This is a genomic window from Micromonospora sp. NPDC005205 (genome assembly GCF_040608275.1).
In the GTDB taxonomy this organism is placed as follows: Bacteria; Actinomycetota; Actinomycetes; order Mycobacteriales; family Micromonosporaceae; genus Micromonospora.
The window spans coordinates 194,771-211,676 of sequence record NZ_JBEXHV010000013.1 but is presented as its reverse complement, the minus strand read 5'-3'; the positions used below and the strand labels follow the sequence as shown (position 1 = coordinate 211,676).

Genomic DNA, 16,906 nt, shown 5'->3' with positions numbered 1-16,906 from the left:
TTCGGTTCGGTCAGCTTCCGTGCGTGTGGGTGTGGCCCTGGAACCGGTGGATCGCCTCCTCGGCGCCCGGCGGCATGCTGCCGTCGGCGTTGCGCACCAGGAAGATCCCGGCCATGCCGCCGTCGGAGTGCGTCTGCACGTGGCAGTGGTACATCCACGCGCCGGGTCCGACGCCCTCCCCGGCCAGCACCTGGAAACCGAACGAGCTGCCGGGGTTGAGGTCCTTGTTGTCGACCACCAGGCTCGGGTCGCTCGGCCCCTCCAACATCCCGGTGCGGTTGTCCGCCCAGCGGTGCGCGTGCAGGTGGAAGGTGTGGAACAGGTTGCCGTGGCCGATGGCGATCCACTCGACGCGCTCGCCCAGGTTCGCCTCGAACATCGGCGTCGCCGGAGCCATCTTGTTGTTGATCATCATGTCGTGGAACACCGCAGTGAACTGCTTCGACGGCAGGATGTCGCCACGCCGTCGGACGATCAGCGCGCCGTACAGTCCCTTCGCGACACCGCCGGTGCCGTGGTCGGTGCCCATCGCGTGATCGTGGTAGTGCCAGTAGCCGGCGCTGCCCGGCATGTACCGCCGACCCGCCGCGGCCACCATCTCGTGCGAGCGCCAGACGTACGTCCGCGTCTCACCCGGGTTGTTGAACGAGGCGTTGAACGGGCTGCCGTCGGACTCGGTGCTGTAGTCCACCCCGTGCGGATGGATGGACAGCCGCTGGTTGGTGGTGTTGACCAGGGTGATCTCCAGCGTGTCACCCTCGTACATCTCCAGGATCGGCCCCGGAACGGTGGCCTGACCAGGCGCCAGGCCGTACCCGAACAGGTTGCCGGGCAACTGCTCGGCGTAGATGGTGATCTTCTTGGTGACACCGGCGGCGGCCCGGGCGGGGCTGCCGCCGAACGCGGTGCCGATCGTTGGGGCGGACGCGCCCAACGCCCCGGCGGCGAGCGCGCCGGTGGCGATCAGCGATCTGCGGGACAGGTGGCGGTGAGGGCCACCAACGTGATCGTCCATGGGTCTCCGTTCCCGACCGGGCGAAGACGCGACGAGGGCACTGTGCATCGACCGCCGAGCACAGGGGCGGTGGCACGACTGAGGTGAGGCTCGTCGCGGACTTTGCTCGGAAGACTCAGAACTTTCGATGGATGACAGCAACTTATGTAATCCATCGACGAAAGTACAGGTCTGATTGCAAAAAGATTACCTTGACATCACGACGTCCGTCGATTGACATGAAGCTGACACACGCGCTGCCACAGCCCCGGACGAACGAGTCACCGCGGGCAACGGGCCGACACCTCGGGCCCGAACTGCCCCGCCGCTACTGCTCGGGTCGCGCCCCACGGCCGTCGCGCCACCGCCGCTGCAGACGGGTGATCCGCTGCAGCGCGGCCTTGAATTCGGCGAAGCCCTCTGCGCCGAACGTCTGCTCGTGGCGTCGCTCGATCGCCGCGAGGATCGCGCGGGCCCGGGAGATCTCGTCAAGGCCGTGCGCGGTGGGCACGACGAGTTTGGCCCGACGGTCACGCGGGTCGGGTTCGCGTGAGACGTAGCCGAGGTTGACGAGTTCGTCCACAATCGTGCCGACGATCTGCTTGTGCTGGCCCGACCGCTGGGCCACCTCCGTCGCGCGGGTCCCGTCGCGGTCCAGGAAGGCCAGCACCGAACCATGGCGCGGCCGCACATCCGGGTGCCCCTGCTCGGCCAGGGTTTCGAACAGCTCGTCCTGAACGGCACGCATGAACGCGGCCGTCAACATGCCCACGTCCGGCTCCGGCTGGTCGTCACTCACCGCGCCTCCAAATTAGTCACGACTCTTGACGGTCAAGAATAATGACTATACGGTTCTGGTCAGTTGATCGCCACTTCTCACCAACGGGAAGAAGATCATCGCTTCGACGTACGCCACCCTCCAGCACTTCTGAGCAGCGACGACCCAGAGGAGAAGACCGTGACCGACGATGTCACCCGGTACATCAACAAGACGCAGCCGTGGCAGATCGACGTTTGCGAGAAGCTACGTGCGATGGTCAGCCAGACCATTCCCGATGTCGAGGAGCGGCTCCAGTACGGCAAGCCGCACTACCTCAAGAACGGGCACTTCGCGGCCGTCATCGCGGTGGCCAAGGACAAGGTGTCGTTCATGGTGTTCAACGCGACGGACGTTCCGGTGGTCAAGGGATTCCTGCGGGCACTGGGCAACGGTGAGCGCAAGGCCGTCGACATCAAGGAAGGGCAGGACGTCGACTACGGCGCACTTGCCAGCATTCTGGAGAAGACCACGACCGCCCGGTAGCCGCCCGCAGGCGGCTACCGAATCACCCGCTCAAGGGGTGGTGGCGGTCGTCAGCCGGCAGGGTGGTGGCGGTCGTCAGCCGGCAGGCTGGGGGCCGCCGGTGGCGCGGGCGACTGGGCTGGCGCACCGAGCTGCGCGACGTGGGTCGGGTCGAGGACCCGGGAGAGGAACGCGCGGGTCCGTTCGTGCTTCGGAGCGCCCAGCACCTCCTGCGGCGGCCCCTGCTCGACCACCACGCCACCGTCCATGAAGACGACCCGGTCGGCGACGTCGCGGGCGAACGCCATCTCGTGGGTGACCACCATCATCGTCATACCGTCCTCGGCCAGCTTGCGCATGACGGTGAGCACGTCGCCGACGAGTTCCGGGTCGAGCGCGGAGGTCGGCTCGTCGAAGAGCATCAGCTTCGGCTCCATCGACAGCGACCGGGCGATCGCCGCCCGCTGCTGCTGCCCACCGGAGAGCTGCGCCGGGAAGGCGTCGGCCTTGTCGGTCAGCCCGACGCGCTCCAGGTTGGCCCGTGCGATCCGCTCGGCCTCGGCCCGACCTCGCCGGAGCACCCGGCGCTGGGCGATGGTGAGGTTGTTCAGGACGGTCAGGTGCGGAAACAGGTTGAACGACTGGAACACCATGCCGATGCCGCGGCGGACCGCGTCGATCTCGACGTCCGGGTCGGTCATCTCGACCCCGTTCACCCAGATCTTGCCGGCGGTCGGCTCCTCCAGCAGATCGACGCAGCGCAGCAGGGTCGACTTGCCGGAACCGGACGGACCGATGACGCAGACCACCTCGCCCTGGCCGACCTCGAAGTCGATGCCCTTGAGCACCTTGAGCGGCCCGAAGGACTTGTGCAGGTCGCGGATCTCCACGGCGGGGCGGGATGGGGTGGTCGTCATCGGGGTCACCGAGCCTTGGCGTAGCGGAGTTCGAGGCGTCGTACCACCTGCGACAGCGGCAGGGTGATCACCAGGTAGGCGAGGCCGGCCACCAGCAGCGGCGTCGCGTTAACCCGGTCGTTGAGCATGTCCCGACCGAACTTGGTGATCTCGATCGTCTGCGCCGTCACCCCGAGCACGTACGCCAGCGACGAGTCCTTGGTGAGCAGGATGAGCTCGTTCGTCAGCGGCGGGATCACGATCCGGAACGCCTGCGGGATGACGATCGTGCGCATGGCGGTGAAGTGCGACATGCCGAGGGTCCGCGCCGCCTCCATCTGCCCCTTCGGCACGGCCTGGATGCCGGCCCGGATCGTCTCCGCCATGTACGCCGCGGCGGTCAACCCGAGGCCGATCGCTATCGAACCGAACACCCCGCCCGGAATCTCGCGCTCCGGGAAGGCGATCGGGATGCCGTACCCGACGAGGAAGAGCACCAACAGCGCGGGCAGACCCCGGAACAGCTCGATGTACGCCGTCGCCGCCCAGCGGTACGGCGCTACCCGGGACAGGCGCATCAGCGCCAGGATCGTCCCGAACACGAGGCCGAAGGCGAACGCGCCCAGCGTGTAGAGGATGGTGTTGCGCAGCGCGACGGTGATGATCGTCGGGAACATCGACTTGATGATGTCGACGCGGAAGAACGCGTCGGCCAACCTGTCCCAGTCCGCGGCGACGAGCACCGTGGCGATGATGGCGATGAAGACCAGGTACTGGAGCCCGAGGGACAGCCGCTCCCGCTGGCGGCGTCGCAGCTTCACGTTCGCTCGTTGCCTTCCCGGAGGTTACCGACGTCGGAGGGCGCGCGGGACGCGCGCCCTCCGGTACTGCGTGGCGCTCAGGCGCTCGGCTGCTTGCCGATCCACTTCTCGTAGATCGTGTTGTACGTGCCGTCCTGCCTGGCCTTGGCCAGCACCTCGTTGATCTTCTTGAGCAACTCCGGGTTGGCGTCCTTCTTCACGGGGAAGCCGTACTGCTCGCCGGTGTCGAACTCGGCGGCCACCTCGAACCCACCCGGGTTCTTCTTCAGGTACTCGGTCCAGACCGGCAGGTCGTTGATGGCGGCCTCGACCTGGCCGTTGGCGACGGCCTGCTGGAGGGCGGCGAGGTCCTCGAACTCGACGAGCTTCAGGCCCTTCTCCGCCTCGAGCTTCTTGGCGTAGTCACGACCCGTGGTGGCCGCCTGGACGCCGAGCTTCTTGCCCTTGAGGTCGTCGAGGGACTTGTACGTCTTGCCGGTCTTCACCAGCATCGCCTGGGTGGCGTCGAAGTACGGGTCGGAGAAGTCGATGACCTTCTTCCGCTCCTCGGTGATGGTCATGCCGGCGGCAGCCGCGTCGCACTTGCCGGTGTTGAGGTCCTGACCGGACTTGATCCCCTCGAACGGGGTGTCGACGATCGTCTGCTCGACGCCGAGTTCCTTGGCGACCAGGTCCATGATCTCGACGTCGAAGCCGGTCACCTTGCCGCTGGCGTCCTTGGACTGGAACGGCGGGTAGGGCAGGTGGGTGCAGACAGTCAGTTTGCCGGCCGTGACCAGCTTGACCCCGCTCGCCTGGACCTCGCTGTCGTCCTTCTTCGCGCAACCCGCGCTCAGCGCGAGGGCGGTGACGGCCACGACGAGGCCGGCCTGACGGACGACGCTTGGGAACCTCACGGCTGTGCCCCTCCGATTCGGCTTCCAATTCACAGAAAGCCAATCTGGTTCATAGACTTTGCGATTAGCGACCGTACCCGATCCGGCGCGTCGCCCCCAGATCACGCCGTGACCGCTCGGCGGACCCGGCGGGGTGCCCTCAGTCGACAAACCCGACACTTGCCCCGCAAAGGGCCTCAGCCACCGGTTCCCTCGGCCGCTCCGTCCGGGGTGAGGGCCCCTTCGTGGGGGTCTGTGTCCAGGAACACATGCTGGTGGCCCTGGCCGGAATCGACGCTGATCTGATCGAGCTGGGTCGCCGCGACCGACCAGATCTTCGCGGCTTCGGCCGCCTGCCGCGCGGTGACGTCCAGCAGGGCCGCCCGTTGCGCCGCTGGAACGCCGGCAGCCAGCGCGTAGGCGTCGACGGCCAGCGACGCCTGCTCGACCGCTCCGCGCAGGCCTCCGCGCGCCACGTTGGTGGCGGTGGTCCCCGACGGCGGCTCGGCGAACGGCTCCGCCGCCTGGCGCATGACCCCCTGCCACTGGCGCGCCTGCTCCGGGTCCGGCGCACGTCCGGCCGTCGTCTCCGTCTTGATGGCGGCCAGCACCGGGGCGACCTGGTCGCGGACGCGCCGGGCCGTCTCGATCAGCTCCACGATCTGCTGAGCGTCCCGCTTCGCCTCGTCCTGCTTGATGTTCGCGATGGTCGCCTCAGTCGCGTCCGGACGGCCCAACTGGTAGCCGATCAACCCACCGAGCAACGCGGTGACCAGTGCGATCACGCCCGCGACGGCCACGAAGCGCACTGTGCGGCGGTGCCGCACATCGGCCTTGTCCAGCTGGTAGGAGGGTCGGCCGGTACGGCGCGCCATCGCATCTCCTCACATCGATGGGGTGGGGCCAAAGATTAACTGCCCCGTGACGTCCGTCGATAGTGCCGATTGGTGCGCTCCCTGCCTGTCCGCACCCTCCCGTGGCTACTTAACCGCTTGGGCGTTTTACCCTTTTTTGGGTGCTTATCGTGATCCTTGCGCAGTGGACAAACCGAACAGTCGAGGCCGCTCTCGCAAGCTGAAGCCATCTTGGCCGGAGGGATCGTCCTCGGCCTCGGTGCGACGATCACCCTCGCCGCCTGGAACGACTCGGAGTACGCGACGGGCACGTTCACGGCGGGCAGCTTCAGCACGGAGGGCAGCACCGCTGTCGGGCGGCTTCACCGGCGGCGGGACTCTCGGCGCCAGCGCCACCTCGGTCACTGTCCCGGGCGGGTTGCTGGGCATCGGAACCGGCACCTTCAACCTGGTCGCGAACGGCCCCGGCGGCTGGACGTCGACACCGGTCACCGGAACGGTCGGCATGCTGACGGCTGTCCTCTACTCCTGCAGCGTTCCGTAGACCGGGTAGCCCCACTCGGCCAGGGACTTCTCCAGCACCCGTTCGATCGCGGCGAGCTGTGCCGGGCTGAGTTCGTCCCGGTACGCCTCCGCCCGGCCCACTGTGAAGTCGTACCGGGAGAAGCCCTTCTCGAAGGCCGTCGACCAGCCCAGACCGAGGAAGTCGAGCATCCGGCTCACCTGCTCGCGCGGTTGCTCGACCAGGTCCTCGTAGCGCACGTCCAGCCACTGGTCGGCCGGGTGACGCAGTCGGGCCTGCGCGAAGGCGTCCATCAGCATCTTCCAGCCCAGCGCGGCGAGTACCTGGAAGGAGCGACCGGATTCGGCCCACTCCTCCCGAAGGTCGGACGGGAGCGGGCCGTAGATCCAGTTGTCCGGCCCGCGCCAGCCGTCCCACCAGCCCATCTGGAGCCACGAGTTGGCCACCGCCCGGCCGTCGCGCACCACGTTGACCACCCGCAGCTCCGGGTACGCGGCGTGCAGCAGGCCGGTCCGCGGCCATCCGGTGACGTGCTGCACCAACTGCTGACAGCCCTGCCGCGCAATCCGCTCGTCGAAGAAGGCCCGCAGCCGCCGTGCCACGAACGGGGTCAGGTCCTCGGCGACCAGGTCCCGACACGGTCGGGAGAAGCCGGCCAGGACCTGCCGGTCGAGCAGGTGGTACGCCTCCGACGGCGCGACCCGGAGCCGGCCCCGCTCCAGCAACCGTCGACTGTGACGCAGCGAGGTCATCCCCGCCGGGCGCGGCGCCGAACGCCGGTAGAGCGGGCCGTTGAACCTGCCCTTCGGGTTGAGCCGGGCCAGTTTGTCGTCCAGACCGGAGACGAAGCCGACCGCTGGATGCCGGGAGAGCAACTCCTGGACCAGTGTCGAACCGCAGCGACCGGTGCCCACCACCAGTGAGAGCATCGTTCAGCCTTTCTGCCGGGTGGCGGGTGACGGGGAGACGGCCGGGTCCGCGGCGAAGCGGGCCCTGGGTGAGGTGGCCGCCGGGCGGCGCAACGGGTAGCCGAAGCCTGTCAGCGCCACGGCGGTCAGCCCGGTCACCACCGCGTACGCGCGGGTGGGCAGCCCGGTCAGCCACTCGCTGTCGGCGACCACGTCGACCAGTCCGGTGCGGTGCCGCGACGGGTTGCCGGCCACCGAGTGGGTGGGCGCGAGCCGTACCGTGGCCGGTGTCGGAAACGGAAGCTCGTCGGGGATCGCGCCGACGAAGCCGGCGATCCGGGCGGTGGCACCAGCCGGGTCGGCGACGAAGTCCTCGTACCGCACCCGCAGGTAGCGGCCCGGCGCACGGCGACGGTCGCCCCACAGCCGTACGGTCGCGGTGTTCCAGACCAGCCAGAGCAGCGCGGCCTTGCCGACCGGTGGGCGGCTCATCAGCTGGTCGTCGGCGCCCCCGTCCAGCGGGCGTCGGCGACGCCACGAGTACGCGGTGGCGCGCGGGTCGCGCACCACATGCAGGACGTACAGGTCGATGCCGGGCAGGCCGCCGAGCAGGGCCCCGTACGGCGGCAGCTTGGAGGAGTCGACGATGACGCCGTCCGACCGCCCGGCCAGGGCGTGCTCGGCGATCGAGGCGTAGAGCCGGGCCAGGTGCGTGTCGTCGGGGTGGCCCGCGACGGGCGGCTGCCCCCGACGCTGGCGGCGCAGCAGCGCGGGCAGTCCGCGCAGCCGCAGCCGCTGGGCCAACCGGGCGGCGATCCCGGCCGGGTCGGCGTCGGTCAGGTCGGCGCGCACCCGGGCCCAGAGCGGGCAGTCGGCGACCGGGGCGCCGCAGCCGCACTGTCGGTTCTCCAGGATGCCGCGCCGCCACAGGTACCGCAGCTCGCCGGCCGCGAAGAAGCCCGGCAACTGTCCCAGGACCGTGGTCACCAGCGTGCTGCCACTGCGACCGCTGCCGGCGAGGTAGAGCACCCGTACCGGGCTCACCGGGCCGCTCCCCCACCGGCGGCGGCCCGGCGCGACGGCAGCGCCTCGGCGGCCTCCGCGTACAGCCCACGGATCCGGTCCAGGTGCCGGTCCGGGGCGAACTGGGCGGCGATCTTCGCCCGACCCGCCCGGCCCATCCGGTATGCCCGGTCCGGGGCGGCCAGGAGGTCGTTGAGCGCGTCGCCGAGGGCCGTCGGCGCGTCGGCCGCGACAATGCGGCCGTCCACCTCGGGCTCGACCAGCTCGGGAAGCCCGCCCAGGTCGGTGGCGACCACCGGAACACCGCAGGCGAACGCCTCCAGCACCGCCATCGGTTGGTTCTCGTGCCATCGGGACGGAACGGCGACCACTGCCGCCGACCGGATCAGCTCGTGCAGGCGCGGCTTGTCGAGACGGCCGTGGAACCGGACCCGGCCGGGCACCCGCCGCGCGGCGAACGCCTCCAACTCCGGCCGGGCCGGGCCGTCGCCGGCGATGTCCACGATGACCCCGTCCGGCAGCGCGGCGGCCGCCTCGATCAGCACGTCGACCCCTTTCTCCGGCGCCAGCCGCCCGGCGAAGACGACACCGCCGCCGGGGGTCTGCTTGGCCGCGACGCCGGTCAGGTCGACGAAGTGGTTGACCACCCGCAGCCGGTCCGGGTAGACGCCCGCTCGGCGCATCACGTCGGCCAGGAACCCGCTCGGGCTCACGAAGAGCTGCACCGGGTCGTACGCGTCGAGCTGCCGGTGCAACCAGGACTCGACGGCGAGCAGGCCACTGCGCGACAGCGACCCGTCCTTGCAGCGGCGACGGGCCGCCTGCAACGGGCCACCGGTGACGCACGCCTGGCAGGGACGGCCCCGGTCCAGCAGCTGGTAGCTCGGGCAGGCGAGCTTGTAGTCGTGCATGGTCAGGACGCATGGCACACCGGCGGCGCGGGCGGCGGCGAGCACCGACGGGGAGAGCTGGTGGTAGATGTTGTGCAGGTGCAGCACGTCCGGCCGAAAGTCGTCGATCACCCGGGCCAGCCCGCGGCGGCTCGTCGGTGACCACAGCATCCGGCCGACGGCCACCGCGCGGGGCCGCACCCCGCTCGGCGCCGGCTCCAACTCCACTTCGGACGGGAACCGCGCGGCGTACGGCAGCGGCGACTCGTTCTCCGGGTGGCTCATGCCGAAGTAGGCGACAGTGTCGCCCGCGACCCGTTGCAGGTCGGCGAGATCGAGCAGATACCCCTCCGCGCCGCCACGGCGGTAGAGGAACTTGTTCACGTGCAGCACGCGCATCGACTCGCCCTGCTCACATCGATCGGGCGATCCGGGCCCGGAGGTGATGACCGGGGTCTGCCCGCCCCGACCAGGGCCCACGGTATGCAGGGCGGGTCGGCGAGTCCAGCTCACGTTTGGCATGTGGCTGAACGGGTGATCTTCGTCTGCCCGTGCGGTCCGCGGCCTGGCCTCCCGCCATGATCTCCAGATAGCCTGGCTGCCGCCGGTCACACCCGCTCTGGTACAGGGCCGGGGCCGATGTCCGACGAGGAGGACCGTGGCAGCCGACGACGAGGTCTCCGCGCTCGCGTACACCGCGCGCCGGGTCCGGCGGCATCTGCGCTGGGCTCGTACCGAGGGGATCGGACGGCTGATCGAGGAGGACCGCCTCAACCCGTTCGACCGGATCGGCACCGCCCTGGCGAAGCGACGCTGGCGGCGGCGGGCCGGCCGGACGCCCGGCTCGGCGATGCCGGTCTACCTGGTCGGCCTGCAACGCTCCGGCACGAACATGCTGGTCCGGGGCCTGGACGCCGCCGGAGAGGTCGAGGTCCGCAACGAGAACGACGGCACCCTCTTCCACCGCTTCCAACTGCGCCCCGACCCGGTGCTGACCGCCACTCTCCAGCGCAGCCGGCACGCGTACGTCCTGGTCAAGCCGCTCTGTGAGAGCCACCGCGTGGACGAGTTGCTGGCCCTGCCGGGGCTGACCCCCGGGCGGGCGCTCTGGGTCTACCGCGACGTCGACGACCGGGCCCGCTCCGAGGTCGCCAAGTTCGGTGACGCCAACCTGCGGGCCCTGCGGGCGATCGCCGACGGCAGCATCGGCAGCCGGTGGCAGGGGCAACGCCTCGACGCCGACACCGTCGAGCTGATCCGGGCCCACGACCCGCAGGGGTTGGATCCGCACAGCGGCGCCGCGCTGTTCTGGTACGTCCGCAACTCGCTGTTCTTCCAGCTCGGCCTGGACCAGCGGGCCGACGTGCTGCTCTGCCGCTACGACAGCCTGGTCGCGGAGCCCGCCGCGCAGCTCCGGCGGCTCTGCGCCTTCCTCGACTTCCCCTACCATCCCCGGCTGCACGCGCACATCGCCCCACGCGCGTCGCACGGCCCGACGAACCACCGACGGCTACCGATCGACAGGGGCGTCCGGGCCCGCTGCGACGAGCTGACCGACCGGCTCGATCGCGCCGCGGCCGACGCCCGATCCGAGACGACGAAGGCGGTCGACAGTGGCTGAGACCGGAACCCGTACCGCACCGATCTTCCTGGTCGGCTGCCAGCGGTCGGGCACCACGATGGTGCGTCTCGTCCTGGACTCGCACTCGCGGATCAGTTGCGGTCCGGAGACCCGGTTCCTGCCGGACCTGCGACGGATCGTCGGCCGGGACTGGGAGCGGCTGGCCCGCTTCGGTTTTCCGCGCGAGGACTGGTTGCGCCGGATCCGGGACTTCTTCGGCGGCGTGCACGCCGACTACGCCGCCACGCGGGGCAAGGCCCGGTGGGCCGACAAGACCCCGCTGTACGCCATGTCGCTCGACTTCGTCACCGAGGTCTTCCCGGACGCCCAGATCGTGCACCTCATCCGGGACGGCCGCGACGTGGTGGTCTCGCACCGCAAACGGTTCGGCTACTGGTCCGCTGTCAAGTGCGTGGTGAAGTGGCCGCGCTACATCCGCGCCGCGCGGGCCGTCGGCGCCACCCTGCCGGCGGACCGCTACTACGAACTGCGGTACGAGGAGGCGGTCAGCGAGCCGGAGAAGACGATGCGCGGCCTCTTCGAATTCCTCGGCGAGCCCTGGGAGGACGGCATCCTCGACTACGACAGCAAGCAGCACGACGTGGCGCAGAAGTACACCACCGAGGCGGAGCGGCGACGGGCGGCGGTGGGCGACGCCGCGCCCATCTACGGCTCCCGGGTGGGCAGCTACCGCCGCGAACTCGACCCGTTCCTGCGCCTGCTGGTCTGGGTCTTCTCCGGTCCGACCCTGCGCGCGCTGGGCTACCGGTGACCCGCCCCAGCCGGCTGCGCGCGGCCGCGACCGCCGTCGCCGTCACGCTCCTGCTCACCGCCGGCTGCACCGCCGGCGACGACGATCCGCCACAGGCCGCCACCCCCTCCGCGAAGGTGACACCCGGAGCCGCCCCGCCGGCGCGCGTCGGCGACCCGGTGAGCAACCCGTTCGGCGCGCACTGGGACTGGTCGCGGTACCAGCAGTTCGAGCCGTACCTGCGCCGGCTCGCCGGTTCGGCGACGTACGAGGAGATCTCCTGGTGCGAGATCGAACGGACCTCGGGGCAGGTCGACTGGGGTGGGCTGGACGAGATCGCCTCGCGCAGCCGGGACCTGGGCGTCACGCTGCACCTGAAGATCCGCACCGGCGTGTGCTGGGCGACCGGTGGCAAGGCCCGCTACACCCGGGGCGCGGCGAACAAGACCGAGTCGGCGATGCCCACCGACCTCGGCGCGTACCAGCGGTTCGTCCGCTCGGTGGTGCAGCGCTACGGCCCGTACGGGGTACGGGAGTACGCCATCGAGAACGAGGTCAACGCGCCGAGCTACTGGGCCGGCAGCCCCGAGGAGTACGCGCGGCTGGTCCGGGCCGCCGCCGAGACGATCCGCGCGACCGACCCGAAGGCGCTGGTGGTCGACTCCGGCATCAGCAGCGTCGCGTACGGCATGGGTGTCGCCGACCGGCTGGTGCGCGCCGGTCAAATCCCCGAGGCCGTCGCCGCCTACCAGGCGTACTTCCAACGTCGAATCGGCACCCGGGGGCAGCAGATCCCGGCGGTGAACGGAGAGGCGCAACTGCGCCGGGCGCTCGGCACCGAGACCAACAGCCGCAGCCTGCGCTTCCTGGCGGTGACCGAGTCGCTGCTGACCGACCGCACCGTCGACGTCCGCCAGGTGCACTTCTACGAGCACTTCAACGGGGTGGCCCCGCTGCTGGACTACCTGCGCGCCACCACACCACCGGGTACGCCGATCCAGGCGTGGGAGGTCGGGCAGTTCTGGCGCGACGGCGACGGTGACCCGGCCAGCCGGGCAGCGGAGATGGTCAAGACGGTCACCCTGCTGGTCGCCGGCGGGATCGGTGAGATCAGCTGGCTGCCGTTGGCGTACAACCCGAACAACGCCGCCGGCAGCGAGGTCCGCTACGGCCTGCTCGACCCGGACGGGGCCGAACGGGACGCCGGCCGGATGCTGGCCGCCCTGGCCGACGCGGCGCGGGACGCCACAGTCACCCCGCTGCCCGCCCCGGTGGCCGGCAGGCTGCACGGGGTCGCGTTCGTCCGGGGCGGGTCGAGCACGCTGGTGCTCTGGTCGGCGTCGAACGCGCCGGTGACCGTGCCCGCGACACCGGGCGGACGGACCGGGACGGTGGGTTCCCCGCTGGGCGCGGCCGGCGGCGGCACCACAGTGACCGACGTCCCCGTCCTGCTCCGCGCCGACCAGCCGGTGGACCGGATCCTCGCCGCCGTCCGCTAGACCGTCGTGCCGCGCGTAGCGGCCACCTCTTTCACCCGGCCGGTCTTGCCCGAACGCTTGAGGAGGAACGCGCCACCGCCAACGAGGACGACGCCGAGCGCCAGCCCAATGAGGTCCCCCCGGGACAGCGCACTGAACAGCATCAAGATGCCGAAGATGACTGCCACGCCACCGATGAGTCGCATGAGGTAGTTGCCGACCAACGTGCCTCGTCTATTCGCCATGGCGTGTCTTGTGCCCGCCCCAGGCAGTCCACAAACGATGGTGACACTGCCTAGGGCGTGTTCCGCCGATCATGGATCGTCAGTCCTGGTCATGACATGCTTCGGCTGTGTACCGGACCGAGGATCAACGGTGCTTCCAGCGTCTGGTCGAGGCGCTATCGGGACGGGCGGATCCCCAGGCTGAGGCCGAGATGGGCGCACCCCTGGATCCCCGACTCGCGGACTCGCTGGTTGAAGTGATGGCGGGTGAGGAGCAACTCGGGCTGGACACGCTCTGTGCCAACGTCTTCGACTACCGGGTGCGGCTGACAGGTGAGGAGTACGCAACGATCACCGATCTCGCCGATCGTTGGGATCTCGGCGCTCGGGTGATCGATGGATTGAACGAGCTTGTGATCCCGGATGAGCCATCCGAGTGCTCATGAGAGCCAAACGATGGCGGCGATGAGGACGAGGATGGCGCGGTAAAGGGATGCGCGTTTGGGTCCGACGGGTCCCGCGCGCTGGCCGCCCGTACCGATGACGCTGATGTCTGTGAGTCATCGTGATGACTCACAGACATCACGCTCATGCGTAGCGGGTGGCCAGGTCACGCCACTGCTTGAGGCGGTTGAAGCAGCGTTCCACCACGTGCGCGTAACCCTTGTCGGCGATCAACACGTCGGGACGTTTACGGGGCCGCCCGGGTCCAGGTTCGTTGACCCGGATCGCGTCCAGTAGCGCCAGCAACTGCGGGTTGTCGCCGGCCTGGCCAGGGGTGAGCAGGATCGACAGCGGCCGGCCGTGTCCGTCGACGGCGAGGCGGATCTTCGTACTCAGTCCGCCTCGAGACCGGCCGATAGCCTCGCCATCTTGCGCAGCAGGCGTCGCCGGACTTGATAGGGAGCCCTCTTTTGCGGGCGCCAGCGGAATGCTGATGCGCCCGCACGACCGACGAGTCGATGCTGATCGTCCACTGAACCGGTGTGCCGTCGTCATGGACCTGCGCTGCGGCGAGGATCCGATCCCAGGTGCCATCCGCGGTCCACCGCCGCAGCCGTTCGTGGCAGGTCTTCCACGGCCCGAAGCGTTCCGGCAGGTGACGCCACGGCGCCCCCGTGCGCAGCTTCCACAGAATCCCGTTGATGACCTGTCGGTGATCCCGCCACCGCCCCCGCGCACCGCCCGGCTCCGGCAGCAGCGGCACGATCACCGCCCACGCCTCGTCAGTCAGTTCACCACGACGCACCACCGGCACATCGTCAACGATCAACCGCTACAAGATCGGCAGGACACGCCCTAGCCGGGCCAGGGGTCGGGCCAGCCCAACAGCGCGGCCAGGCGCGCGTTGTGCGGCGCGAAGTGCTCACCCAGGCGCTCTCGCAGCTCCGGCGTGAGCTCGGAGACTCCCGGGTCGACGCGACGGGTGTGCCGGGTGAACGCCTCGGGGGTGAAGGCCGGCAGGCCGAGGAAGCGCAGCATGTCGGCGTACGTGCCGGCCGGGTCGGTGTGCAGGTCCTCGGTTCGGGCGACGTGGATCCGCTCCCGCGGGACCTGCGCGAACCAGCGGTCCAACTGCTCGGCGTAGCGACCCCGGGCGGCATACGAATAGTTACGCAACGCGCGGTGCGCGGCGGCGCTGTCCGGGCCACCGCGCGTCGCCCGGGCCAGCCGCTCCTCCTCCGCGTCGAGGGCGTCGGCGAAGGACAGCGGCTCGACGCCGTATGAGCGGGTGTGCAGGTAGTGCGAGTAGGCCCGCTGCACCGGATCGCGCAGCAGGACGACGAAGCGGGCCTGCGGCAGGGTCGCCGCGACCCGGGCCGGCACGCTCGGATGGAACAGGTAGTAGGGGCTCGCCTCGAACGTCCGCTCACCGGGACCGAGGTGCGGAAAGTGCCCCCGGTACCACCGCATCCCCCGACCACTGTGGACGCTGAAGTACTGCAACTCCTTACCGCTGGCCACCCGGACCAGCGGATGCGCGGCAAGGTGGTGGTACAGCGACGTGGTGCCGCAGCGCTGCCCACCGATCACCAGGAAGTCCGGCAGCGGACCGGGCTCTCCCGGCTTCGCCGCGCGCCCCCACGCCCGCGCCGCGCGTACCCCCCGACGCAGCCGGTCGGTGACCTGACGCCGCACGACGCCGGTCACGAGCGGGCCACGGGGCGGCCGGCACCCACACCGGCACCGTCGGCGGGGCCGGCGGGGTCGGCCGGGGCGCGTCGACCATTTCGGCGGGTCACCGAGCGCAACACCATGACGTCCTCCCGACTGAGCCCGAGGGCGAGCACCACGGCGAGGTACACCGCCACGATCGCGGCCAGACCGACCACGAGCTGCACGGTCCCGCCCCCGAGCAGCCACCGCACACCGAACCCGGCACCCATCGCGACCAGCGCGGCGACCAGGCCCTTGACCATGCCCGCCGTCACCGGCACGGTGTGCACCTGCGCGCGCACCTGCCAGACCCGTGCGACGTTCACCGCTGCCAACGACACCGCCCAGGCCACCGCCGCGCCGAGAATGCCGTACGCCGGGATGAGCCAGAGGTTGAGCAGGACGTTGAGCAGCAGGGCCGCGAGGTTGTCCACCATGTTGACCGAGACCCGGCCGGACATGTTCAGCAACGTCCCGCAGGGCCCGGTGGCGGCGTTGACCAGTTGGCCGAGCGCCAGCACGACTGTCACCGCCGCACCGCCGGCCAGACCCGGCCCGCCGACCACGCGCAGCAACTGCTCCGGAAAGACCAGCAACGCCACGAAGGCCGGCAGCGACAGCCGGAGCACCCAACCGGTGGCGACCCGGTAGATCCGGCGTACCTCGTCCAGTCGACCCTGGTGGTAGAGGTGCGCCAGGTGCGGACCGAACGAGGCGTTCACCGGTGCCAGCACGAACACCGCGATCGTGACCAGCCGGGTCGCCACGTGGTAGACGCCGATCGCGTCGGGACCGTAGTCGAAGAAGCCGAGCAGCAGCGCGTCCACCCAGATCAGCCCGGTGGACGACAGCGAGGAGACCCAGCTGACGGTGGAGAATCGGAACAGCTCACCCGGCCGGTACGCGGGCCGGGCGGCGGGCACCCGGCGCACCATCCGGGCGAGCGCCACGAGGGCGAGCCCGGCCGCGCTCCAGCTCGCCGCCACCAGCGCCCAGAACGCGCCGGTCAGGCCGGCCCCGAGGGCGAGCGCCAGAGCGGTGAGCACCAGCCGGGCGGCCGGCTCGTAGACCTGGCCGATGAGCGCGTACGCCCGTTGTGTGCGCCACCCCCGGGTGGCCGCGAGGGCGGCCTCGCAGACGGTGGCGGCGGGCAGGCAGAGCGCCGCCAACCGCAGCCCGGTGGTGAGCTGCGGGTCGTGCAGGGCGTCGGCGAGCCACGGCGCGCCGACCACCAGACCGAGGGCGATCACTGTGGACGCCACGGCCGAGATGCCGATCCCGAGCCGGATCGCTCCCCGCAGGGCGGCCGGCTCGTCGTCGGCGAGGTGCACCGCCACGAACCGGGTCAGCCCGGCCCGGAAGCCGGAGAGCGAGAGCAGCCCCAGCAGCGACAGCACGGCGTAGACCTGGGCGTACCGGCCGAGTTCGCGTACACCCAGCACCCGGGCCAGCAACAACATGACCAGGAAGAGCGCCACCTGGCTGAGCACGGCGCTGCCCAGGTTCAGCACACCGCCGCGGGCCATGCCGCGTACCTGCTGGTCGCCGGTCTCCGGCGCGGCCGGTGACCGGCCGGTCACCTCGCGCACCCGGCGGCCGGTTCTCCGGC

General features: G+C 70.4%; 17 protein-coding genes and 2 pseudogenes. 6 read left to right on the top strand and 13 right to left on the bottom strand.

Annotation, left to right across the window (positions count from 1 at the left end; genetic code table 11):
• Window positions 1–10 precede the first annotated feature (10 nt).
• Together ABZU43_RS23460 and ABZU43_RS23455 are read right to left on the bottom strand one after the other, a co-directional pair.
• A complete protein-coding gene (locus tag ABZU43_RS23460) occupies window positions 11–1,015 on the bottom strand; it encodes a multicopper oxidase domain-containing protein (protein ID WP_355008615.1) in 1,005 nt (334 codons plus the stop codon).
• A 307-nt stretch (window positions 1,016–1,322) separates the two neighbouring features.
• A complete protein-coding gene (locus ABZU43_RS23455; protein ID WP_355008614.1) occupies window positions 1,323–1,793 on the bottom strand; it encodes a MarR family winged helix-turn-helix transcriptional regulator in 471 nt (156 codons plus the stop codon).
• A gap of 159 nt (window positions 1,794–1,952) precedes the next feature.
• On the opposite strand from ABZU43_RS23455, the gene ABZU43_RS23450 reads away from it, so the two are divergent.
• Window positions 1,953–2,297 carry a DUF1801 domain-containing protein gene (locus tag ABZU43_RS23450; RefSeq protein WP_355008613.1) on the top strand — a complete coding sequence of 115 codons (345 nt, stop codon included), beginning with the start codon at window positions 1,953–1,955 and terminating at the stop codon, window positions 2,295–2,297.
• Between the two features lie 50 nt (window positions 2,298–2,347).
• Here the strand turns inward: ABZU43_RS23450 and ABZU43_RS23445 are convergent, their stop codons facing one another.
• The 4 genes from ABZU43_RS23445 to ABZU43_RS23430 all read right to left on the bottom strand — a co-directional run bounded on the left by ABZU43_RS23445 (window position 2,348) and on the right by ABZU43_RS23430 (window position 5,743).
• The gene (locus ABZU43_RS23445) at window positions 2,348–3,193 is read right to left on the bottom strand and encodes an amino acid ABC transporter ATP-binding protein (RefSeq protein ID WP_355008612.1); all 846 of its coding nucleotides are present in this window, start codon (window positions 3,191–3,193) and stop codon (window positions 2,348–2,350) included.
• A 5-nt stretch (window positions 3,194–3,198) separates the two neighbouring features.
• Window positions 3,199–3,993, bottom strand: a complete 795-nt coding sequence (locus ABZU43_RS23440) for an amino acid ABC transporter permease (RefSeq protein WP_355008611.1) — start codon at window positions 3,991–3,993, stop codon at window positions 3,199–3,201.
• A 77-nt stretch (window positions 3,994–4,070) separates the two neighbouring features.
• Window positions 4,071–4,889 carry a basic amino acid ABC transporter substrate-binding protein gene (locus tag ABZU43_RS23435; RefSeq protein ID WP_355008610.1) on the bottom strand — a complete coding sequence of 273 codons (819 nt, stop codon included), beginning with the start codon at window positions 4,887–4,889 and terminating at the stop codon, window positions 4,071–4,073.
• 176 nt (window positions 4,890–5,065) lie between these two features.
• Entirely contained in the window at window positions 5,066–5,743 is a 678-nt protein-coding gene (locus ABZU43_RS23430; RefSeq protein ID WP_355008609.1) for a hypothetical protein, read from the bottom strand.
• Between the two features lie 156 nt (window positions 5,744–5,899).
• Here ABZU43_RS23430 and ABZU43_RS23425 point away from each other — a divergent pair.
• Window positions 5,900–6,040, top strand: a pseudogene (locus ABZU43_RS23425) (SipW-dependent-type signal peptide-containing protein); the annotation flags it as partial.
• Window positions 6,041–6,244: 204 nt separating this feature from the next.
• Here ABZU43_RS23425 and ABZU43_RS23420 read toward each other — a convergent pair.
• The 3 genes from ABZU43_RS23420 to ABZU43_RS23410 are packed head-to-tail and all read right to left on the bottom strand — an operon-like array spanning window position 6,245 to window position 9,465.
• The gene (locus tag ABZU43_RS23420) at window positions 6,245–7,174 is read right to left on the bottom strand and encodes a sulfotransferase (RefSeq protein WP_355008608.1); all 930 of its coding nucleotides are present in this window, start codon (window positions 7,172–7,174) and stop codon (window positions 6,245–6,247) included.
• 3 nt (window positions 7,175–7,177) lie between these two features.
• The gene (locus tag ABZU43_RS23415; RefSeq protein ID WP_355008607.1) at window positions 7,178–8,197 is read right to left on the bottom strand and encodes a sulfotransferase; all 1,020 of its coding nucleotides are present in this window, start codon (window positions 8,195–8,197) and stop codon (window positions 7,178–7,180) included.
• The gene (locus ABZU43_RS23410) at window positions 8,194–9,465 is read right to left on the bottom strand and encodes a glycosyltransferase (protein WP_355008606.1); all 1,272 of its coding nucleotides are present in this window, start codon (window positions 9,463–9,465) and stop codon (window positions 8,194–8,196) included. The genes ABZU43_RS23415 and ABZU43_RS23410 overlap by 4 nt, the downstream gene beginning before the upstream one ends.
• 259 nt (window positions 9,466–9,724) lie before the next feature.
• Between ABZU43_RS23410 and ABZU43_RS23405 the strand changes: the two genes are divergently transcribed.
• Genes ABZU43_RS23405 through ABZU43_RS23395 form a run of 3 tightly spaced genes read left to right on the top strand, consistent with a single transcriptional unit; the run spans window position 9,725 to window position 12,937 of the window.
• Entirely contained in the window at window positions 9,725–10,687 is a 963-nt protein-coding gene (locus ABZU43_RS23405) for a hypothetical protein (RefSeq protein ID WP_355008605.1), read from the top strand.
• Window positions 10,680–11,459, top strand: coding sequence for a sulfotransferase (locus tag ABZU43_RS23400; protein WP_355008604.1), 780 nt, complete (start codon window positions 10,680–10,682; stop codon window positions 11,457–11,459). Before ABZU43_RS23405 ends, ABZU43_RS23400 begins: the two co-directional genes overlap by 8 nt.
• Window positions 11,456–12,937: a hypothetical protein gene (locus tag ABZU43_RS23395; protein WP_355008603.1), complete on the top strand. Its 1,482-nt coding sequence runs from the start codon at window positions 11,456–11,458 to the stop codon at window positions 12,935–12,937. Before ABZU43_RS23400 ends, ABZU43_RS23395 begins: the two co-directional genes overlap by 4 nt.
• On the opposite strand, the gene ABZU43_RS23390 is transcribed toward ABZU43_RS23395, so the two are convergent.
• On the bottom strand, window positions 12,934–13,161 hold the full coding sequence (locus tag ABZU43_RS23390; RefSeq protein ID WP_355008602.1) for a hypothetical protein: 228 nt from the start codon (window positions 13,159–13,161) through the stop codon (window positions 12,934–12,936). The two genes, ABZU43_RS23395 and ABZU43_RS23390, sit on opposite strands and share 4 nt — an antisense overlap.
• Window positions 13,162–13,268: 107 nt before the next feature.
• On the opposite strand from ABZU43_RS23390, the gene ABZU43_RS23385 reads away from it, so the two are divergent.
• The gene (locus tag ABZU43_RS23385) at window positions 13,269–13,586 is read left to right on the top strand and encodes a hypothetical protein (protein WP_355008601.1); all 318 of its coding nucleotides are present in this window, start codon (window positions 13,269–13,271) and stop codon (window positions 13,584–13,586) included.
• Here ABZU43_RS23385 and ABZU43_RS23380 read toward each other — a convergent pair.
• From ABZU43_RS23380 to ABZU43_RS23370, 3 genes and pseudogenes are all read right to left on the bottom strand, one after another.
• Window positions 13,581–14,389, bottom strand: a pseudogene (locus ABZU43_RS23380) (IS5 family transposase). The gene ABZU43_RS23385 and the pseudogene ABZU43_RS23380 sit on opposite strands and share 6 nt — an antisense overlap.
• Window positions 14,390–14,439: 50 nt before the next feature.
• Window positions 14,440–15,291, bottom strand: a complete 852-nt coding sequence (locus ABZU43_RS23375) for a sulfotransferase (RefSeq protein WP_355008600.1) — start codon at window positions 15,289–15,291, stop codon at window positions 14,440–14,442.
• Window positions 15,288–16,886: an oligosaccharide flippase family protein gene (locus tag ABZU43_RS23370; protein WP_355008599.1), complete on the bottom strand. Its 1,599-nt coding sequence runs from the start codon at window positions 16,884–16,886 to the stop codon at window positions 15,288–15,290. The genes ABZU43_RS23375 and ABZU43_RS23370 overlap by 4 nt, the downstream gene beginning before the upstream one ends.
• Window positions 16,887–16,906: the final 20 nt, after the last annotated feature.

Bases quoted from the DNA above. Each gene is read 5' to 3' on its own strand.
- ABZU43_RS23460 (WP_355008615.1), bottom strand. From the start codon at position 1,015: ATGGACGATCACGTTGGTGGCCCTCACCGCCACCTGTCCCGCAGATCG.
- ABZU43_RS23445 (WP_355008612.1), bottom strand. From the start codon at position 3,193: ATGACGACCACCCCATCCCGCCCCGCCGTGGAGATCCGCGACCTGCAC.
- ABZU43_RS23430 (WP_355008609.1), bottom strand. From the start codon at position 5,743: ATGGCGCGCCGTACCGGCCGACCCTCCTACCAGCTGGACAAGGCCGAT.
- ABZU43_RS23420 (WP_355008608.1), bottom strand. From the start codon at position 7,174: ATGCTCTCACTGGTGGTGGGCACCGGTCGCTGCGGTTCGACACTGGTC.
- ABZU43_RS23410 (WP_355008606.1), bottom strand. From the start codon at position 9,465: ATGCGCGTGCTGCACGTGAACAAGTTCCTCTACCGCCGTGGCGGCGCG.
- ABZU43_RS23390 (WP_355008602.1), bottom strand. From the start codon at position 13,161: ATGGCGAATAGACGAGGCACGTTGGTCGGCAACTACCTCATGCGACTC.